Origin of the sequence: Tenggerimyces flavus, from assembly GCF_016907715.1 — a bacterium.
GTDB lineage: Bacteria > Actinomycetota > Actinomycetes > Propionibacteriales > Actinopolymorphaceae > Tenggerimyces > Tenggerimyces flavus.
This window is the reverse complement of sequence record NZ_JAFBCM010000001.1, coordinates 4,856,349-4,873,589: the sequence shown is the minus strand read 5'-3', so window position 1 is coordinate 4,873,589 and position 17,241 is coordinate 4,856,349. Positions and strand designations below refer to the sequence as shown.

General features: G+C 68.7%; 14 protein-coding genes. 2 read left to right on the top strand and 12 right to left on the bottom strand.

Annotation, left to right across the window (positions count from 1 at the left end):
* Nucleotides 1–2: 2 nt before the first annotated feature.
* From JOD67_RS22745 to JOD67_RS22715, 7 genes are all read right to left on the bottom strand, one after another.
* On the bottom strand, nt 3–1,589 hold the full coding sequence (locus tag JOD67_RS22745) for an FAD-binding oxidoreductase (protein WP_205119717.1): 1,587 nt from the start codon (nt 1,587–1,589) through the stop codon (nt 3–5).
* Complete coding sequence (locus tag JOD67_RS22740) at nt 1,586–2,449, bottom strand: shikimate dehydrogenase (protein ID WP_239553986.1); 864 nt, start codon at nt 2,447–2,449, stop codon at nt 1,586–1,588. The genes JOD67_RS22745 and JOD67_RS22740 overlap by 4 nt, the downstream gene beginning before the upstream one ends.
* The gene (mltG, locus tag JOD67_RS42015; protein ID WP_205119716.1) at nt 2,419–4,284 is read right to left on the bottom strand and encodes an endolytic transglycosylase MltG; all 1,866 of its coding nucleotides are present in this window, start codon (nt 4,282–4,284) and stop codon (nt 2,419–2,421) included. The genes JOD67_RS22740 and mltG overlap by 31 nt, the downstream gene beginning before the upstream one ends.
* Entirely contained in the window at nt 4,281–4,763 is a 483-nt protein-coding gene (gene ruvX / locus JOD67_RS22730; protein WP_239553984.1) for a Holliday junction resolvase RuvX, read from the bottom strand. The genes mltG and ruvX overlap by 4 nt, the downstream gene beginning before the upstream one ends.
* A gap of 199 nt (nt 4,764–4,962) precedes the next feature.
* Entirely contained in the window at nt 4,963–7,647 is a 2,685-nt protein-coding gene (gene alaS, locus JOD67_RS22725; protein WP_205119714.1) for an alanine--tRNA ligase, read from the bottom strand.
* A gap of 5 nt (nt 7,648–7,652) precedes the next feature.
* Nucleotides 7,653–7,952 carry a DUF6167 family protein gene (locus tag JOD67_RS22720; protein WP_205119713.1) on the bottom strand — a complete coding sequence of 100 codons (300 nt, stop codon included), beginning with the start codon at nt 7,950–7,952 and terminating at the stop codon, nt 7,653–7,655.
* Nucleotides 7,949–8,371 carry a DUF948 domain-containing protein gene (locus JOD67_RS22715; RefSeq protein WP_205119712.1) on the bottom strand — a complete coding sequence of 141 codons (423 nt, stop codon included), beginning with the start codon at nt 8,369–8,371 and terminating at the stop codon, nt 7,949–7,951. Before JOD67_RS22715 ends, JOD67_RS22720 begins: the two co-directional genes overlap by 4 nt.
* A 186-nt stretch (nt 8,372–8,557) precedes the next feature.
* On the opposite strand from JOD67_RS22715, the gene JOD67_RS22710 reads away from it, so the two are divergent.
* Entirely contained in the window at nt 8,558–9,925 is a 1,368-nt protein-coding gene (locus tag JOD67_RS22710; RefSeq protein WP_205119711.1) for a replication-associated recombination protein A, read from the top strand.
* Between the two features lie 8 nt (nt 9,926–9,933).
* Here JOD67_RS22710 and JOD67_RS22705 read toward each other — a convergent pair whose 3' ends face one another.
* The gene (locus tag JOD67_RS22705) at nt 9,934–11,112 is read right to left on the bottom strand and encodes an MFS transporter (RefSeq protein ID WP_205119710.1); all 1,179 of its coding nucleotides are present in this window, start codon (nt 11,110–11,112) and stop codon (nt 9,934–9,936) included.
* Between the two features lie 128 nt (nt 11,113–11,240).
* On the opposite strand from JOD67_RS22705, the gene JOD67_RS22700 reads away from it, so the two are divergent.
* On the top strand, nt 11,241–11,732 hold the full coding sequence (locus tag JOD67_RS22700; protein WP_205119709.1) for an Lrp/AsnC family transcriptional regulator: 492 nt from the start codon (nt 11,241–11,243) through the stop codon (nt 11,730–11,732).
* A 416-nt stretch (nt 11,733–12,148) separates the two neighbouring features.
* Here the strand turns inward: JOD67_RS22700 and JOD67_RS22695 are convergent, their stop codons facing one another.
* The 4 genes from JOD67_RS22695 to JOD67_RS22680 all read right to left on the bottom strand — a co-directional run bounded on the left by JOD67_RS22695 (nt 12,149) and on the right by JOD67_RS22680 (nt 17,211).
* Complete coding sequence (locus tag JOD67_RS22695) at nt 12,149–13,270, bottom strand: ABC transporter ATP-binding protein (protein ID WP_205119708.1); 1,122 nt, start codon at nt 13,268–13,270, stop codon at nt 12,149–12,151.
* A 17-nt stretch (nt 13,271–13,287) separates the two neighbouring features.
* The gene (locus tag JOD67_RS22690) at nt 13,288–14,334 is read right to left on the bottom strand and encodes an ABC transporter ATP-binding protein (RefSeq protein WP_205119707.1); all 1,047 of its coding nucleotides are present in this window, start codon (nt 14,332–14,334) and stop codon (nt 13,288–13,290) included.
* A 9-nt stretch (nt 14,335–14,343) separates the two neighbouring features.
* Nucleotides 14,344–15,336, bottom strand: a complete 993-nt coding sequence (locus JOD67_RS22685) for an ABC transporter permease (RefSeq protein WP_205119706.1) — start codon at nt 15,334–15,336, stop codon at nt 14,344–14,346.
* Between the two features lie 84 nt (nt 15,337–15,420).
* Nucleotides 15,421–17,211, bottom strand: a complete 1,791-nt coding sequence (locus JOD67_RS22680; RefSeq protein WP_205119705.1) for an ABC transporter substrate-binding protein — start codon at nt 17,209–17,211, stop codon at nt 15,421–15,423.
* Nucleotides 17,212–17,241 lie beyond the last annotated feature (30 nt).

The window sequence follows — 17,241 nt, the reverse complement described above, 5'->3', positions numbered from 1 at the left end:
GGTCAGAGTACGTAGCCCGGGCGGAACACGTTGCCCGGGTCGTACTTCGCCTTCACCGCCCGCAGCCGCTTCAGGTGCGTCCCGAAGTACGGGTGGGCGCCCGGTCGCGACGGCTCGAGGTAGTTGACGTACGCGCCGGCCGACGACGCGCGCACCGAGGCATGGCTGTCGCTCACCCACTTCTCCGCTGCGGCCGTGGTCGTGCGGCCCCGCTCGGCGTACCACTGGATCGTCGCGAACGCCGACCGCCACGGGAACGCGGTCGCGTCCGCCCCGACGCGTCCGGCAGCTCCTCCGAGCGGGTCGAAGATCGCGTCGGCCTGCAGCTTCGCGGCAACGGCCCGGTTGACGACCGCGAGCACGGCGTCGATGCCGGCCGCGGGGATCGGTGCCTTCAGCACGTCGCTGCCGGCGAAGAACGTCACCCGGTCCGAGCCACCGAGCGGGCCGAGCTTGCGGTTGCGCCTGATCGACGTTCCGCTCGGGTCCTTGCCCACCGCGGCGACGAGCTTGGCCAGCTGGTCGTTCGGATCGTTGTCGTACGTCACGCCGAACACCACCGCGGACCGGCTCCCGCCCGACGTCGTCTGCAGGTGCAGGTTGGCCCAGACGTTGTCGCCGACCGCGCGCATCCTGTTCTGCCAACCACGCAGCACCGCGCCTGCGTTGGACCATGACCAGGTCGCGCGGAACGAGGAGAACGTCGGCGACGGGAACGTCTTCATCTGAAAGGCGGTCACCACGCCGAACGTGCCGCCGCCACCACCGCGGCAGGCCCAGTACAGCTCGGGATCGTGGTTTGCGTCGACCGTGCGGATCTTCCCGTCCGCGGTGACGAGCTGCAGCGACTGGATCGCGTCGCACGTCAAGCCGAACTTGCGGGTGGCCAGCCCCTCACCGCCGCCGAGCGCGAGCCCCGCGATGCCGACTGTGGGGCACGTCCCTCCCGGCACGACGCGGCCGCGCGCACCGAGGATGGAGTAGACCGACTCGAGTTGTGCGCCGGCGCCGATCCGTGCTGTGCCCGACCCGACGGTGATGTCGGCCATCGGACGCACGTCGAGCACCATCCCGCCCGCCCGCGTCGACGCACCGACGTAGGAATGACCGCCGCTGCGCGAGACGATCGGGAGGCCGAACCTGCGTGCGAACGCGATCGACTCGGCGACGTCGGCGGGCTCGGCGCAGCGGACGACGGCTGCTGGCTTGACGTTGTCGTAGCGCGGGTTGAACAGCGTGCGGCCGGTGTCGTACGCCGGGCCGGAACGCAGCAGGTCGCCGCGCAGCCCCTTGGACAACGCGTTCCAGTCCGCCGCCGCGGGTGCGGTCGCACGGGCCGTCGCGATCGGGGTGGGCGGAGCGGTCGCCGTCGGCGCGGGAACCGGCGACGGCGAGAACGTCGGTGGGCTGGCGCTGGGCCGCACCGGCGTAGGTGTCGGACCCTGCGGGTTCCGCGCGATGCTCGGTGTCTTCGAGGGCAGTGGCGTCGCGCCGTTGCCGCCGGTGCCGCAGCCCGTCGTGACCGCCACCCCTGCGAGCGCCGCGAGGCGCAGCACGGTCCTGCGGTCGGATCCCCGTTCGTTCGTCACTTACCCCATCTTGCTCGCAACGCCGCGACACCGCTGGAACGCATCGCGGCGAGCGGCGCGGGCGTACGTTCCGTCATCAGCTCGACCTGCAACGCCGCCTGGTGTACGAGCAGATCGAAGCCGCCGACGACGGTCCGGCCGGCCTGCTCCCCCGCTGCCGCGAGCACCGTCGGCCACGGGTCGTACAGCACCTCGAAGATCGTGCCCACGCGCTTCACGACGGTGTCGGCGACGACGGCCGACGCGGCGTCGGGAACGGTCGACACGGCGACGTCCGCGGCGTCGAGCGAGCCGAGGTCGTCGAACGACACAAGCGCGACCTCGACGCCGCAGCGTTCCGCGACCGCCCGCAGCTCGCCCGCGGTCGCGGCGTTCCGCGCGACCGCCATCACCGTCCTGGCGCCAAGCGACGCGAGCGCGGCGACCGCGGAGCAGGCCGTCGCACCGACGCCCAACAGCAGCGCGGACTCGACCGCGTCGACACCGCGTTCGCGCAACGCCGCCACCATGCCCGGGACGTCGGTGTTGGTACCGCGCCGCCGGCCGTTCTCGTCGAGCAGCAGCGTGTTGACCGCGGTGACCGTACGCGCGACCTCGTCCACCTCGTCGCACAACGGGATCGCCGCGCGCTTCAACGGCATCGTCAGCGACAGCCCGCGCCACGAGGCGTCCACCCCGTCGACGAACGCGGCGAGCCCGGCCTCGTCCACCTCGTGCACCGAGTACGTCCAGTCCAGCCCGAGCTCCGCGTACGCCGTGCGATGCAGCACGGGCGACAACGAGTGCGCGATCGGCTTGCCCAGGACAGCGCAGTGATGCTGCGTGGAGCTCAGCATCGCCCGCTGTTGTCTCGGCACCATTGCTGGAACTCCTGCGCGTACACCTCGAACTGCTCCCCGGTCGTGGCGAACTTCGTCTCCCCCGTGTCCGGGTTGGTCGTGACGAAGAACAACCAGTCGCCAGCGGTGGGTTCGAGTGCCGCGATCAGCGCGTCCTCACCAGGCGCGTTGATCGGACCGGGCGGCAGGCCGACGTACTTGTAGGTGTTGTACGGGTTCGTGCTGGCCCGGTCCTTCGCCGTGCTGGACACCTTGTCGAACTTGCCGACCGCGTAGTGCACGGTCGAGTCGAACTGCAGCTTCTGTCCCTTGGCGAGCCGGTTGTAGATGACGCGCGCCACCTTGCCGAAGTCCTCCGGGCGGCGTGCTTCGGCCTGGACCAGGCTGGCGATCGTCATCACCTGCAGCGGCGACCTGCCGACGCCCTTGGCGCCGTCGACGAGCCCGAGTTGGTCGGCCTCCTCGTTGTAGCGGGTCACCATCTGGGTCAGCAGGCTCTCCGCCGTCGTCCCCGGATCGATGTCGTAGGTGGCCGGGTACAGGAAGCCCTCGGGCTTCTTCGCGTACGCGGGCATGCCCAGCCCCGCCGGGTTCTTCAACGCCGCGTCGAAGTCCGCTCGCGGGAGCTTGGTCTGCTTGGACAGCGTGTCCAGGATGACCTTGAGCCGCAGTCCCTCGGCGATCGTCACTCGTTCCAGGACGCGCGACTTCGGGTCGAGCAGCAGCGCGAGCGCGGCCGCGGCGCTCATCTGCGAGCGCAGGTTGTAGAAGCCGGGCTGGATCGACCGCGACCGCTGGTCGGACTTCGCCGCGGTCGTGAACGCCTTGGCGCTCTTCACCACGTCCTTGTTCTCGAGCGTCGCACCGATCTTGGTCGAGGTCTCGCCGGCCTTCACCTCGATCGTGACCTTGCCGGTCCCCGCACCGCTGTAGTCGGGCGTGGTCAACTTGCCGACGAGGAAGCTCTGGCCCTTGAGGACGGCGAACCCGATGCCACCGCCGAGGACGGCGAGCGCGATCAGGACGGCGAGGCAGCCGCGGAACCGGCGATGCCGTACGCGGCCGCTGCTCCGGAAGCCGAGGTCGCCGAGGCCGGCGTCCTCCGCCTGCACCTTCGGGTCGTGGTCGCCGCCGCCCGGGGTCGCTGCGCGGCTGCGCGGCTGGACCGGCTGGGCCGGCTGTGCCGGCGGGGCCGGTGGCGGGAGGTGCTGCTCCTCGCCGAACAGGCTGATCGGCTCGTCGTCGCGAGGGATCGCGCGGCGTGCGGCGTACTGGTCCTCGGCCGGCGGGAGCGGCGCGGGAGGCGGCGGAGCCTGCGGCTCCGGCTCGGGGTCCGGCCGCCAGGTGCGCTCGGGCTCGGGTGTCGGGTCCGAGGCCGCCGGGCGGTACAGGGACTCGTCCGCGTAGTTGCCCTGGCCCGCGCGCGGGTCCGCGAGCGGATCGGTCAGCGGGTCGTGCGGCTCGCTGAGCGGGTCGTGCGCGGGCTGCGCCAACGGGTCGGTCAGCGGGTCGCGGTACGAGTCACGATAGGGATCGTGGTGGGGCTCGGCGGGACCGCTCGGGTAGCCGGGGTCGTCCGAGGCGAGGTAGCCGGCGACGTCCTCGGTACGAGGTGAGCGCCGATCGTTCGTACGGAAGTAGTCCGACTCCTGAACCGGCTGGCCCGCCTCGAGCTCCTCGGCGAGGTACTCCCCGAGCGCGTCGGACTGGTAGCGAGGCACGGGGTCTTCGCCGTACTGGCCGCCGTCGCCGAACAGGTTCAGCTCGTCGTCCTGCGGCGGTGGAGGAGTCGCGCGCCGGCGTCCCGGGCTGGTCGCCCGGTGGCGCGCCGAACCCTGCTCGGGAGCTTCGCTCACCGCTTCGGTCCGGTCACGTTCGTCCCTTTATCTTGTGATTCTGTGCCCCCTGGTACGACCTCGCCGGCCGGATTCCCGGTGCTCCGTTCTGCGTCGAGGGCGCTCTGCAGAATAACCACGGCGGCGGCCTGGTCAAGCCGGCCACGGGCCCCGCGCGTGTCCACACCACTCGCGTGGAAGGCCTGCTGGGCACTCACCGACGACAGTCTCTCGTCAACGAGCCGCACCGGGATGGGAGCGACACGCCCGGCGAGGGCACCGGCGAAGTCCCTCGCGGCCTGCGCCGACGGCCCTTCCTTCCCCGAGAGCGAGAGCGGCAGGCCGACGACGACCTCGAGGATCTCGTACTCCGCGGCCAAAGTGGCCAGCCGTTCGAGGTCACCGTCGCCGCGGCGCACCGTTTCGACCGGAACCGCGAGGAACCCGGACGGATCGCTCCGTGCGACCCCGATCCGGACCGTGCCGACATCGACGGCCAAGCGTACGCCTGTACGCACCCTAGGCCCTGTCTGCCAAATATCGCCGTGCGCGCGACACCCCGCATCCCGCCTGACCGCGGTTCAGTTCGTCACCCATATTACGAATATGAATTCCTCCTGTACCACGCCCAGCCGGGCGCGGATGCGCCGCGCGCAGGCGCGCTGCGCGCGCTAGCCGACGCTCTTTGTCAGACACGGCCTAGCCGCTCGTCACCTTGGCACCGATGGCCGACTCGACCTCGCGGACGGCGTCGGCCGCCTTGCTCGGATCGGTGCCGCCGCCCTGCGCCACGTCGGCCTTGCCGCCGCCGCTACCGCCGAGCGTGCCGGCCGCGACCTTGACCAGGTCGCCGGCGGACAGCCGCCAGGCCTGGGCCTGGTCGTTCAGCGCGATGACGACCGACGGGCGGTCGTTCGCGGTGCCGACGACGGTCACGACTGCGGGGCGGTCGTTCGCCATCCGGCCGCGGATGTCGAGCGCGAGCTTGCGCAGGTCGTTGCCGCCGGCACCCTCGACGACCGTGCCGACGTACGCGACGCCGAACACGTCGATCGGGTTCGCCGCGAGCTCGCCCGCCGCGGCCAGCACCTGCTGGACACGGACGCGCTCGAGCTCCTTCTCCGCGACCCGCAGCCGCTCGACGATGCCGGCGACCCGGTCGGGCAGCTCCTCGGGCCGCGCCTTCAGTGCCTCGGACAGCTGCGCGACGAGCACGTGCTCGCGGGCGAGGAAGCGGTACGCGTCCGCGCCGACGAGCGCCTCGACCCGACGTACGCCGGAACCGATCGACGACTCCCCCAGCAGCTTGACGACGCCGAGCTGGCCGGAACGGCCGGCGTGCGTGCCACCGCACAGCTCGCGCGCCCAGTCGCCGACGGAGACGACACGCACCTCGGTGCCGTACTTCTCGCCGAACAGCGCCATCGCGCCCATCGAGCGCGCCTCGGCGATCGGCATCACCTCGGCGGTCACCGCGAGGTCGGCGAGCAGCAGCGCGTTGACGCGTTCCTCCGCCTCGGCAAGCACGGCCGGGGGCACGGGACCCGACGAGGTGAAGTCGAAGCGGAACCGCCCCGGCGCGTTCTCCGAACCGGCCTGCGCGGCGCTCTCGCCGAGGGCCTCGCGGAAAGCCTTGTGCACCATGTGCGTGGCGGTGTGCGCACGCGAGATCGCGCGGCGGCGTTCGATGTCGACGGCAGCGTGCGCCGCGGCACCGGTGACGACCTCGCCGCGGGCGACCTTCGCGCGGTGCACGATCAACCCGGTCAACGGCGACTGGACGTCGTGTACCTCGATCAGCGCGCCGTTGGCGAGCTCGATCAGGCCCTCGTCGGCGAGCTGGCCACCGCCCTCGGCGTAGAAGGGCGAACGGTCGAGAACGACGTCGACCATGTCGCCCTCGCGGGCGACGGTCACTGGTGCGCCGTCCATCAGCAGACCGGCGATGCTCGCGTCGGAGTCGACCTCGTCGTACCCGGTGAACTCGACCTGGCGGCCCAGGCTGTCGGCGATGCCGCGGAACGCGGACAGGTCGGCGTGCCCGGTCTTCTTCGACCGCGCGTCGTCCTTGGCGCGCTGCCGCTGCTCGGTCATCAGCCGGCGGAAGCCCTCCTCGTCGACGGACAGGCCGCGCTCGGCCGCCATCTCGAGGGTGAGGTCGAACGGGAAGCCGAACGTGTCGTGCAGCTGGAAGACCTGCGCGCCGGCCAGGCTGCTGCCGCCGGCCTTCTTCGTCTCGTCGACCGCGAGGTCGAAGATCTGCGTGCCGCTGCGGAGCGTCTGGCGGAACGCCTCCTCCTCGCCGTCGATCACGGTGTGGATGCGCTCCCACTCCTGCTGGAGCTCGGGGTAGGAGTTCTTCATCCGCCCGAGGCTCACCGGGAGCAGCTCCGGCATCGCGTGGTCCTCGTAGCCCAGCAGGCGCATCTGGCGTACGGCGCGGCGGATGATCCTGCGCAGGACGTAGCCGCGGCCCTCGTTGCCGGGGGTCACGCCGTCGCCGACGATCATCAGCGCGGACCTGACGTGGTCAGCGACCACCCGGAGACGGACGTCGGTGTCGTGGTCGTCGCCGTACTTGCGGCCGGCGAGGTCGGCGGCGCGGTCGAGGACCGGGTAGATCTCGTCGGTCTCGTAGTTGTTGTCGACGCCCTGCAGCAGGAACGCCATGCGCTCCAAGCCCATGCCGGTGTCGATGTTCTTGGCGGGGAGCTCGCCCAGGATCGGGTAGCCCTCCTTGCCCGGGCCGTCGCCGCGCTCGTACTGCATGAAGACGAGGTTCCAGAACTCCAGGAACCGGTCGCCGCCGAGGTCGAACTCGGGGCCGCCGTCGGGACCGTACTCCGGGCCGCGGTCGAGGTGGATCTCGCTGCACGGACCGCAGGGGCCGGGGACGCCCATCGACCAGAAGTTGTCGGCCATGCCCATGCGGACAAGGCGATTCGGCGAGATGCCGATCTTCTGGGTCCAGATGCGCGCGGCCTCGTCGTCCTCGAGGTAGACCGAGACCCAGAGCTTGGACTCGTCGAGGCCGAAGCCGCCCTCGTTCTCCGGGCGCGTGCACAGGTCCCACGCGAGCTCGATCGCGCGTTCCTTGAAGTAGTCGCCGAAGGAGAAGTTGCCGTTCATCTGGAAGAACGTGTTGTGCCGCGTGGTCTTGCCGACCTCCTCGATGTCGAGGGTGCGGACGCACTTCTGCACGCTGGTGGCGCGCGGGTACGGCGGCGTCTCCTGGCCGAGCAGGTACGGCTTGAACTGCACCATGCCGGCATTGACGAACAGCAGGTTGGGATCGTCGAGCAGCAGCGAGGCGCTCGGGACGGCGGTGTGACCGCGTTCTTCGAAGAACGACAGGAACCGACGGCGGATCTCCGCGGTCTCCATGTTGGCTAGTTTCCTTCCCGCCACTGCGCGTCGGGGTTGCGATGCAGTCGTGCGGCGGCATCGGAGTCGAGGCCCGAGTGCCCGTTCGGGTGCGCGTCGCCCAGCGCCAGGGCGTCGCGGAGCTCGTCCTCGCGGGACTCCATGCCGGCACGTACCTCTTCGCCGAACGCCTTGATCTGCTTGCCGAGACTTTGGACGGCTTCGGCCAGACCCTGCGGCGTGAACGAGTCGGCGCGCTGGCTCAGCTTGCGGACCACGACGACGCCGACGGCGACGCCGACCGCCAGCCAGAACAGTCTCTTCATCGGGGCGCTCCTCGTCGGCGGGCGGTCTTCTTCGCCTTGATGTCGGCTCGCACTCGGCGCTCGAGGTCGCGGCGTTCCTGCACGCCGAGCGCGCGGCGGACGCCGTAGGAGAACGCGGCGATCTTGACCAGCGGCCCGCCCAGCGTCGCGGCGAACAGCGACGACATCCCGGCGATGTTGCTGGACAGTGTCTCGGCGTTCGAGGTGATCGCGTCGACCCGCTCGAGCTGGGCGTTCGTCGTGGTCACGGTCGTGGTGACCTCGCCCAGCAGCGGCACGGTCTCGTCCGACACCCCGCGCACGAGCAGGCGCGTCTCGTCCAACACCTTGCCCAGCTTGAGAATCGGGTAGGCGAGCAACCCGACCAAGAGGAGCAACGCGGCAGCAGCGATCAGCCCCGCGACTTCACCGGCAGTCATAACCCCTCAACCTATCTCGCTCACTGTCGGTTTCCTTGCCGGGTCTACTCGCCGCGGACCTGGCCCGTGATCATGTACGTGATCATGAAGCCAGACTGGTCGTATACGCCGGGTTGGCCTTCATGATCACGTACATGATCACGAGGTGGGGCATGGCTGTCCCCGCGCCCGGATACGCTCGATGGCGTGACGGATGATGCGCTCTTCGAGGTTCCAGGCCGGCCGGCTGCCCAGGCGCGGCCGGGAGGTGGGAGTCTCGCGGACGCCGACCACATCGCCGCGCCGTTGGCCGTACGGATGCGGCCTCGTACGCTCGACGAGCTTGTCGGACAGAAGCAGCTGCTCGCGCAGGGCGCGCCGCTGCGGCGGCTGATCGAGGGCGACCAGCCGATGTCGCTGCTGCTCTGGGGTCCGCCCGGCAGCGGCAAGACGACGATCGCGGCGATCGTCAGCCGGCAGACCAACCGCGAGTTCGTCGAGCTGTCCGCGGTCACGGCCGGCGTCAAGGACGTCCGCGCGGTCATCGACGGCGCACGGAAGGCTTTGACCCGCAACGTCGAGACCGTCCTGTTCGTCGACGAGGTCCACCGGTTCAGCAAGGCTCAGCAGGACGCACTGCTGCCCGGCGTCGAGAACCGCTGGGTCACGCTCGTGGCCGCCACCACCGAGAACCCGTTCTTCTCCGTCATCTCCCCCCTCCTGTCCAGAAGCCTGCTGCTGCGGCTCGAGGTCCTCACCGACGACGACGTCCGCGACGTCGTCCACCGCGCGCTCGAGGACGAGCGCGGGCTGGGCAACCAAGTGAGGTTGGACCAGGACGCCGAGGACCATCTGATCCGGATGTCCGGTGGCGACGCCCGCCGCGCGCTCACGTACCTCGAGGCCGGCGCCGGCGCCACGCTCTCCAACGGCAGTACGACCGTCGACCTGAAGACGCTCGAGACCGCGGTCGACCAGGCGGCCGTACGGTACGACCGCGACGGCGACCAGCACTACGACGTCGCGAGCGCGTTCATCAAGACGATCCGCGGCAGCGATGTCGACGCCGCGCTGCACTATCTGGCGCGGATGGTCGAGGCCGGCGAGGACCCGCGGTTCATCGCCCGCCGGCTCGTCATCCTCGCGAGCGAGGACATCGGCATGGCCGACCCGACCGCGCTCGGCGTCGCCGTTGCCGCTCACCAGGCTTGCCAGTTCGTCGGTTTCCCCGAGGCCGCGATCAACCTCGCGCACGCGGTGATCCACCTCAGCCTCGCGCCTAAGTCGAACGCCGTCGTCAAGGCGATCGGGGCCGCGCTGACCGACGTACGCGCCGGCAAGATCGGCGCCATCCCCGCGCACCTCCGCGACGCCCACTACGGCGGTGCGAAGAAGCTCGGTCATGGCGCCGACTATGCCTACTCACAAGCAGATCCGCGTGGGGTCGTCGCCCAGCAGTACGCGCCGGACTCGGTGGCGGGCCAGCGCTACTACGAGCCGACGCAGCGCGGTGCGGAGAAAGCGTTCGCGGAGCGGCTGGACCGCATCCGCCGCATTCTGGCCGGCGAGGAGTGAGCCGCGCACTAGGTCGTCGTACGCGCGGCGGGGCTGGTCGTCGAGGTTGGATCCTGCTGGCCACATGAGGAATTCCTCCGGTTCTTGGCGAGGATGAGCGCGAACGCGCCCACGATGACGAAGAGGGACAGGGCGGCCGGAAGCCCGAAGCCGCCGATGGCGAACAACCACGTGGAGGTAGCGGTCGCGAGCGCGGACGCGCCCCAGGCCACGGCCTCCAGCGCGGACTCCACAGTGCTGCGAGAGACGTGCGACGGAACGGAGCGGAACACGACCGCGCTGCCGCCGAGATAGCACAGGTTCCAGCCGTAGCCGAGGACGAACAGAGCGACGACGAACGCGTGTCCGAACGCCATCAGCATCCCGGCCAGGCTGAGCAGGAGCAGCCCGCAGAGCATCGCGGGTCGCGGTCCGGCGCGGTCGATCCACCAACCTGTCAACGGGGCAAGGGCGGACATGCCGAGGATGTGTATCGAGAGCATGACCCCGAGCTGGGTGAGTCCCTGGCCGTGTTGCGAGGCGTGGATCGGTACGGCAGTCATGAACAGGACCATGACGAGCTGCGTGACGAGCATGGCGACACCGCCGACTCGTACGCCCCAGGTTTGGGTTCCTTCAAGCCTGGTTGGCGATTCCCGTTCGGGTTCGCCGTTGCGCAAGCCGAACGTCACAGCGCAGGCGATCGCCGCCGCGACGGTGGCGACGACGAACGGTCCCGCCGCCGTGCCCAGACCGAGGTGCCTGGCGGGTTCAAGCAGCAACGGCCCGAGGACCGCGCCGGCGGCACCGCCACCGACGACCGTGCCCATCGCCGTCGTGCGCCGGTCTGGCTTGGCCAGCTCCGCGGCGGCATACCGCGACAGGAGCGCGGACGCGTTTCCGGCACCGAGCATCGCCATGCCGACGAACAGCCAACCCAGCCAGGCTCCCGCCGCGGCGAAGAGCGCGAACCCACCGCCGACGGCCGCGGTCGCGTACCCGAGCCGGAGGGCGCCCGCCCTCCCGAGGCGGTCGGTGAGCCGGCCGACCGCGAGCGCGCCGGCGGCCGTACCGAGGACCGCGGCCGTGTTGGGGAGCCCGCTCGCGCCGACGTTGAGCCGGTCGGCCACCACGAGCGTGCTCATCGCGCTGGTGACGGCCATGGCGACGTTCATCGAAGCGGTGGCGAGGACCAGACGTGTGAGCATGGCTACGACGATAGGTAAGTCGAAGCGCCGGTTGAATGGGGAACGAAAGGCGTTCGGGCTTGCCGACCAGCGATGAGAAAGGTGTACTGGGGGTCTCGCCTTTCGAACGATTTCGAGGTGGCATTCCGATGAGTCGAGAGCTCGACCAGACCGACTGGCGCATCATCGCCGAGCTGCAGGAGGACGGGCGGCTGTCGTTCAAGCAGCTCGGCACGCGCGTCAACCTCTCCCCACCCGCGGTCGCCGAACGGGTGCGCCGCCTCGAGGAGAGCGGCGTGATCGCCGGCTACCGCGCCGACATCGACCCCGTCGCGGCCGGCCAGCCGTTGTCGGCGTTCGTCCAGATGCGCTGCGCCACCGGCCGCTGCCTGTTGAAGACCACGCGAGCGGACGACTTCCCGGAGGTCGTCGAGATCCACAAGCTGAGCGGCAGCTCCTGCTCGATGCTGCGCGTCCGGGTGACGTCGATGGCCCACCTGGAGGGCCTGTTCGAGCGCCTCGGCGAGCACGGTGAGATGAACACCCACATCGTCCTGGCCACCGAGTACGAAGGCCGCGCCGTCCAACCCCCAACCGAGGAAGCCCGAACCGTCACCCGCTCAGCCGGCTGGTCGGCCTAGCTGCCAAAGCCGGCCTGCTTTGAATGAAGGGCACCTTCATTCAATAGCCCGGCTCATCCACCATGTTCCATCAAACTGTGGGGTTCTGGTCGCGACACGCCAGCGTGTCGCGACCAGAAACCCACACTTTCGCGAAGAGCGGAGGGTCCCCTCGCTCGAGGAGGTTCGAATGAAGGTGCCCTTCATGCAAACGCCGCCGCAGCTCACTCTCGAGAGCGCCAGGACCAGGGCGCTTCGACGGGAGGTCGTGCTGCGGTGATCATGTACGTGATCATGAAGCTAAACCGGTCGTATACGCCGGTTTGCCTTCATGATCACGTACATGATCACGGGGCGCGGGCTTCGGACGGTTTGAATGAAGGGCACCTTCATTCAATAGGTTCGAATGAAGGTGCCCTTCATGAAAAACGCGGGTGCTAAGGGGTGATCGCGCCCAAGGGGACTTCGCCGTCGCCGGAGGCGGCGACTTCCGCGGCGATCTGGCTGGCCTTCGCGTCCTCCACCGTCGGGGGCGCCGCGAAGTGGCAGGCGACCTGGTGCCCCGTCACCAGCGTCGTCAAGGGCGGTTCGACCTCGGCGCAGATGTCCTGGGCCTTCCAGCAGCGCGTACGGAAGCGGCAGCCCGAGGGCGGGTCGATCGGCGAAGGCACGTCGCCGAAGAGGCGGATCCGTTCCCGCCGCGTGCCCACGGTCGCTGCGGTCACCTCGGGGATGGCCGACAGCAGAGCCTGGGTGTACGGGTGGTGCGGCTGCTCGTACAGCCGGTCCCGCGGCCCGACCTCCATGATCTTGCCGAGGTACATGACCGCGACGTCCGGGCAGAAGTGCCGGACGACGGCCAGGTCGTGCGCGACGAAGATGAACGAGATCCCGAATTCCTTCTGCAGGTCCTCGAGCAGGTTCATCACCTGCGCCTGGATCGAGACGTCCAAAGCCGAGACGGGCTCATCAGCCACGATCAGCTTGGGACGAACGGCCAAAGCGCGCGCGATGCCGATCCGCTGCCGCTGACCGCCGGAGAACTCGTTCGGGTAGCGGTTGTAGTGCTCCGGGTTCAGGCCGACGACCTCGAGGAGCTCCTGCACCCGGGCCAGCGTCTTGTTGCGCGGAACGATGTTGTGCACCCGCAGCGGGGTGCCGACGATCGCGCCGACCGTGTGCCGCGGGTTCAGCGACGAGTACGGGTCCTGGAAGATCATCTGGATCTCGCGCCGGAACGGCAGCATCTTCTTCTGCGAGATCTTCGCGACGTCGTGGCCGAGGAACTTCACCGCGCCGGACGTCGGGTCGAGCAGGCGCGTCAGCAGCCGGCCCGTCGTCGACTTCCCGCAGCCCGACTCGCCCACCAGGCCGAGCGACTTACCGGCCTGCAGCGAGAACGAGACCCCGTCCACCGCCCGGACCTGCCCGACCACCCGGCGCAGCACGCCGCTCGATCGGACCGGGAAGTGCTTCACCAGATCGGTCACCTCGAGCAGCGGAGCGTCGCCCGTAGGCTCCACTCCGGCGGCGGCAGGTGCCGTCTTCACGTCGCTCATCGACAAATCGTCCCTCATCAGAGCCGCGGCTGAACCTCGTTGACAAAGATCTCTTCCGGATTGGGCAGATGGCAACGGACCAAGTGTCCGCGACCGCGCCCACCCGGGCGAAGCTCGGGCAGCACCTCGGCGGCCCGGTTGTCCGGCAGCCGGTTGGCGTACGGACACCGCGGCTCGAACGAGCAGCCCTTCGGCAGGTCGATGAGGCTCGGCGGGTTGCCCCGGATCGGCGTCAGCCGCAGGTCCGGGTCACCGGTGAGGTGCGGGGCGCTGGTGAGCAGGCCCCAGGTGTACGGATGCTCGGGGTGGGTCAGGATCTCCTTCGCCGCCCCGTACTCGACGCAGCGGCCGGCGTACATGACGAGAACCTCGTCCGCCATCTCCGCGACGACGCCGAGGTCGTGGGTGATGATGATGATCGCCGACCCGAACTCGCGCTGCAGGTCCTGCAGCAGGTCCAGGATCTGCGCCTGAACGGTGACGTCCAGCGCCGTCGTCGGCTCGTCCGCGATCAGCAGCTTCGGGTCGTTCACCAACGCCATCGCGATCATCGCGCGCTGGCGCATGCCGCCGGAGAACTGGTGCGGGTAGTCGTCGACCCGACGGTTCGCCTGTGGGATGCCGACGCGGTCCAGCATCTCGATCGCGCGCTTCTTCGCCGTGGACTTCGACGCCCGCGGGTGGTGCGAGAGGTACGCCTCGGAGATCTGGTCGCCGATCGAGAAGAACGGGTGCAGGCTCGACAGCGGGTCCTGGAAGATCATCGAGACGAGGTTGCCGCGAACGCGGCGCATCTTCTCGTCCTCGAGGCCGACGATGTCGGTGTCCTCGACCCGGATCAGGCCGTCGATCTTCGTGCGCTTGGTGTCGTGCAGGCCCATGATCGCCATGCTCGACACGCTCTTGCCCGAGCCGGACTCCCCCACGATGCCGAGGGTTTTTCCGAGCTCGACGGAGTAGCTGAGGCCCTGGACGGCGGCGACGACGCCGTCGGCGGTGGGAAAGCGGACACTGAGGTCTTCGACCTCGAGGAACGGTCGCCCGTTCGTGGTGGCATCAGTCATGGATTCAGCTCAGCTCAGTCTGACTCGGGGATCGAGGAAGCTGTACACGATGTCGATCAGGATGTTCAGAGCCACCAGGATGATCGCGGCGTACAGCACCGAACCCATGATCAACGGCAGGTCACCGACGTTGAACGCGTTCAACGCCAGGATGCCGAGCCCCTGCACATCGAAGATCCGTTCGGTGAAGATCGTTCCGGCGAACAGTCCCGCGAGGTCGAGGCCGAGGATCGTGACCACGGAAGTCAGCGCCGCCCGGAGCGCGTGCCGGAAGTAGACCTTCCGCCGGGTCAGCCCCTTGGCCCGCGCGGTCCGGACGTAGTCCTCGCCTAACGCCTCCACCATCGCGGCTCGCGTATATCGCGCGTACTGCGTGGCGTAGACCAGGCCGAGGACGAACCAGGCGAGCAGCAGGCCCTTGAACCAGCCGATCGGATTCTGGGTTAACGGCACATAGCCGCCGCGCGGGAATATCTCGTACTGGATGGACAGATAGATCGCCGCCAGCAAGGCCACGATGTAGTACGGGAACGCCGACAGGACCAGCGATCCGCCCACCAGAAGCTTGTCGAGGATCGTCCCTCGATGGATGGCCGCGTACACCCCGGTCGTGATCCCGATGAGCAAGAAGAAGACCATCGCGCCTAACGCGACCGACAAGGTCACCGGTATGCGTTCGACGATCAGCTTCGTCACCGGGTCGTTGGCGACATAGGAGTAGCCGAGACACGGAACGGGGCATTCCTTCGTGAAGCCACCGGTCTTGATCTCGCGACCGGTGAAGATGCCACCGAAGTAGTCGGTGAACTGCTTCATGACAGGTTCGTCGAGCGACAGGCTGGCACGGATGTCCGCGAGCCGGTCGGGCGTGCAGTTGCGGTCACCGCAGATCGCGTACTCCGGTTGGGTCGGCCCCACGAAGAACAGCACGAACGCGGCGACCATTGCCACCAAGACGACGGTGATTCCGGCCAAGATGCGCCGAATGATGTACCCGAGCATGAAGTACCAACCTTGTGCTGCGGCCTGGAGACACGTTGGCAGATGAGGTGGGGGACCGTCGCCGGTCCCCCACCCCTTCAGTGACTACTTCTTGACGAACAGCTTGGAGAAGTCAGGTCCGCCCGCGTAGGCGTCGTTGACGACTCCACCGATGCCGGAACCGGTGAGGAACGCGTTCTTCGCGTAGTCCACCGCGACGACCGGGTAGTACTTCTCCATCATCAACTTGTCGAGCTTCGCCCACTCCGCGGGAGCCTCAGCGATCGGCAGCGCGGAGATCCGGTCGATCTCGTCGTTGACTTCCTTCTCGTTCAGCAGCGACTTGTTCGGCAGCGACGTCGGGTTGAGCGCGATGAGGCGCCCATCGAAGATCGCCGGAAAGATCGTCGCGGCCGACGGCCAGTCCGGGCACCAACCGGAAGGACGCATGTTGATCGCGGCCTTCGGGTCGTCCAGCGCGGCACGGACCTGCTCGCGAGGCATCGGGATCGGCTTCACCTTGAAGCCCGCGGCCTCGAGACCCTTCTGGCGCGCCAACGAGGTGTTGACGGCGATCGGGTTGTCCTGCGAGTACGGCCACACGAGCTCGAAGCCGAGCTGGCCGGCCTTCTCGAGCATCGCCTTCGCGCGCTCCGGGTCACCGTTGCCCTTGGCTGCGGTGCCGGTGACGTCGAAGTTCTGCCATCCGGGGACGACCGGCGAGTACGTCGTCGTACCCGGCTGGAACGTCAGCGGGCTGTCGCCAGCCGCCTTGTGGATGTTGTCGTACGGGTAGGCGACACCAATCGCCTTGCGCACGTCGACATTGGTGATCTTCGTGGTGTCGAGGTACACGTACGTCGTGCAGGTACCGGGACCGGTGATGAGCCTGGGCTCGACGTCCGGCTTGCCCTGGATCTTCGGCAGCAGCGAGGAGTCGACGTTGTCGTAGGTGATCGACGTCTTGTCGATGCCGTTGTCGGCGATCAACTGCTCCTGCAGCTTCAACGGCTCCTGGCTGAACTTGAAGTCGAACTGGTCGGCGTACTGGTGCCGCGCCGGGTCGGAGTTGGCGTCCCAGTTCGGGTTCTTGTCCAGGATCAGGCTCTTGCCCTTCTGGTACGACTTGACCTTGTAGGGGCCGGTCGACACGGGCTTGTTGCCGTAGTTCTCCTTGGTTTCCTTCGCCTGCGGGATCGGCGAGTACAGCGGGAACGTCAGGTAGTACGGCAGGTCCGGGAACGGCTTGGCCATCTTGACGATCAGCGTCTCGTCGTCAGGCGTCTCGACGCCGGCATAGTCCTCGCCACCGCCCTGAGCGGCCGGCTTGAACGGACCCTTGTACTTGTCGCCGTCCAGGAAGTAGATCTGCTGGTACGTCGGACCACCGGCGAGTTCCTCGGTCGCGAACGACCGCTTGATGGCGTACGCGAAGTCCTTCGAAGTGATCGGCGTGCCGTCCTCGAACTTCTGGCTGGGCTTGATCTTGAAGGTGAACTCGGTGAAGTCCGCGTTCGCCTTGCCCAGGTCCGTCGCGAGGTCCGGAACGAGCTCGTACTTGCCGTCCTTGTTGAGGTACAGCGCGGTCAGCGTCCGGTGGATCAGACGACCGACGCTCAACGTGTCGATGTAGTACGAACGCGTCGGGTCGAACGTCTCCGGCGCCGCGGCGGTGAGCACGGTGACCGTGCCGCCCTGCTGCGCACCTTCGACCTCGGGCGCCGGTCCGGTCGCCTTGTCGTTCAGGATCACGTCGAACTCGCCGCCGGCCGGCTTGGCCGTCGCCGTGCTCTGCGATCCCTCGTTGCGGTCGGAGGGTGTAGTCCCCCCGCCACATGCTGCGGCGATGCCGAGCGTCAGCACCGCGGCAACCGCTGCGGCTGATCTCAATCGCATTCGATCTTTCCTGCCTCTCTCATTGCCAGT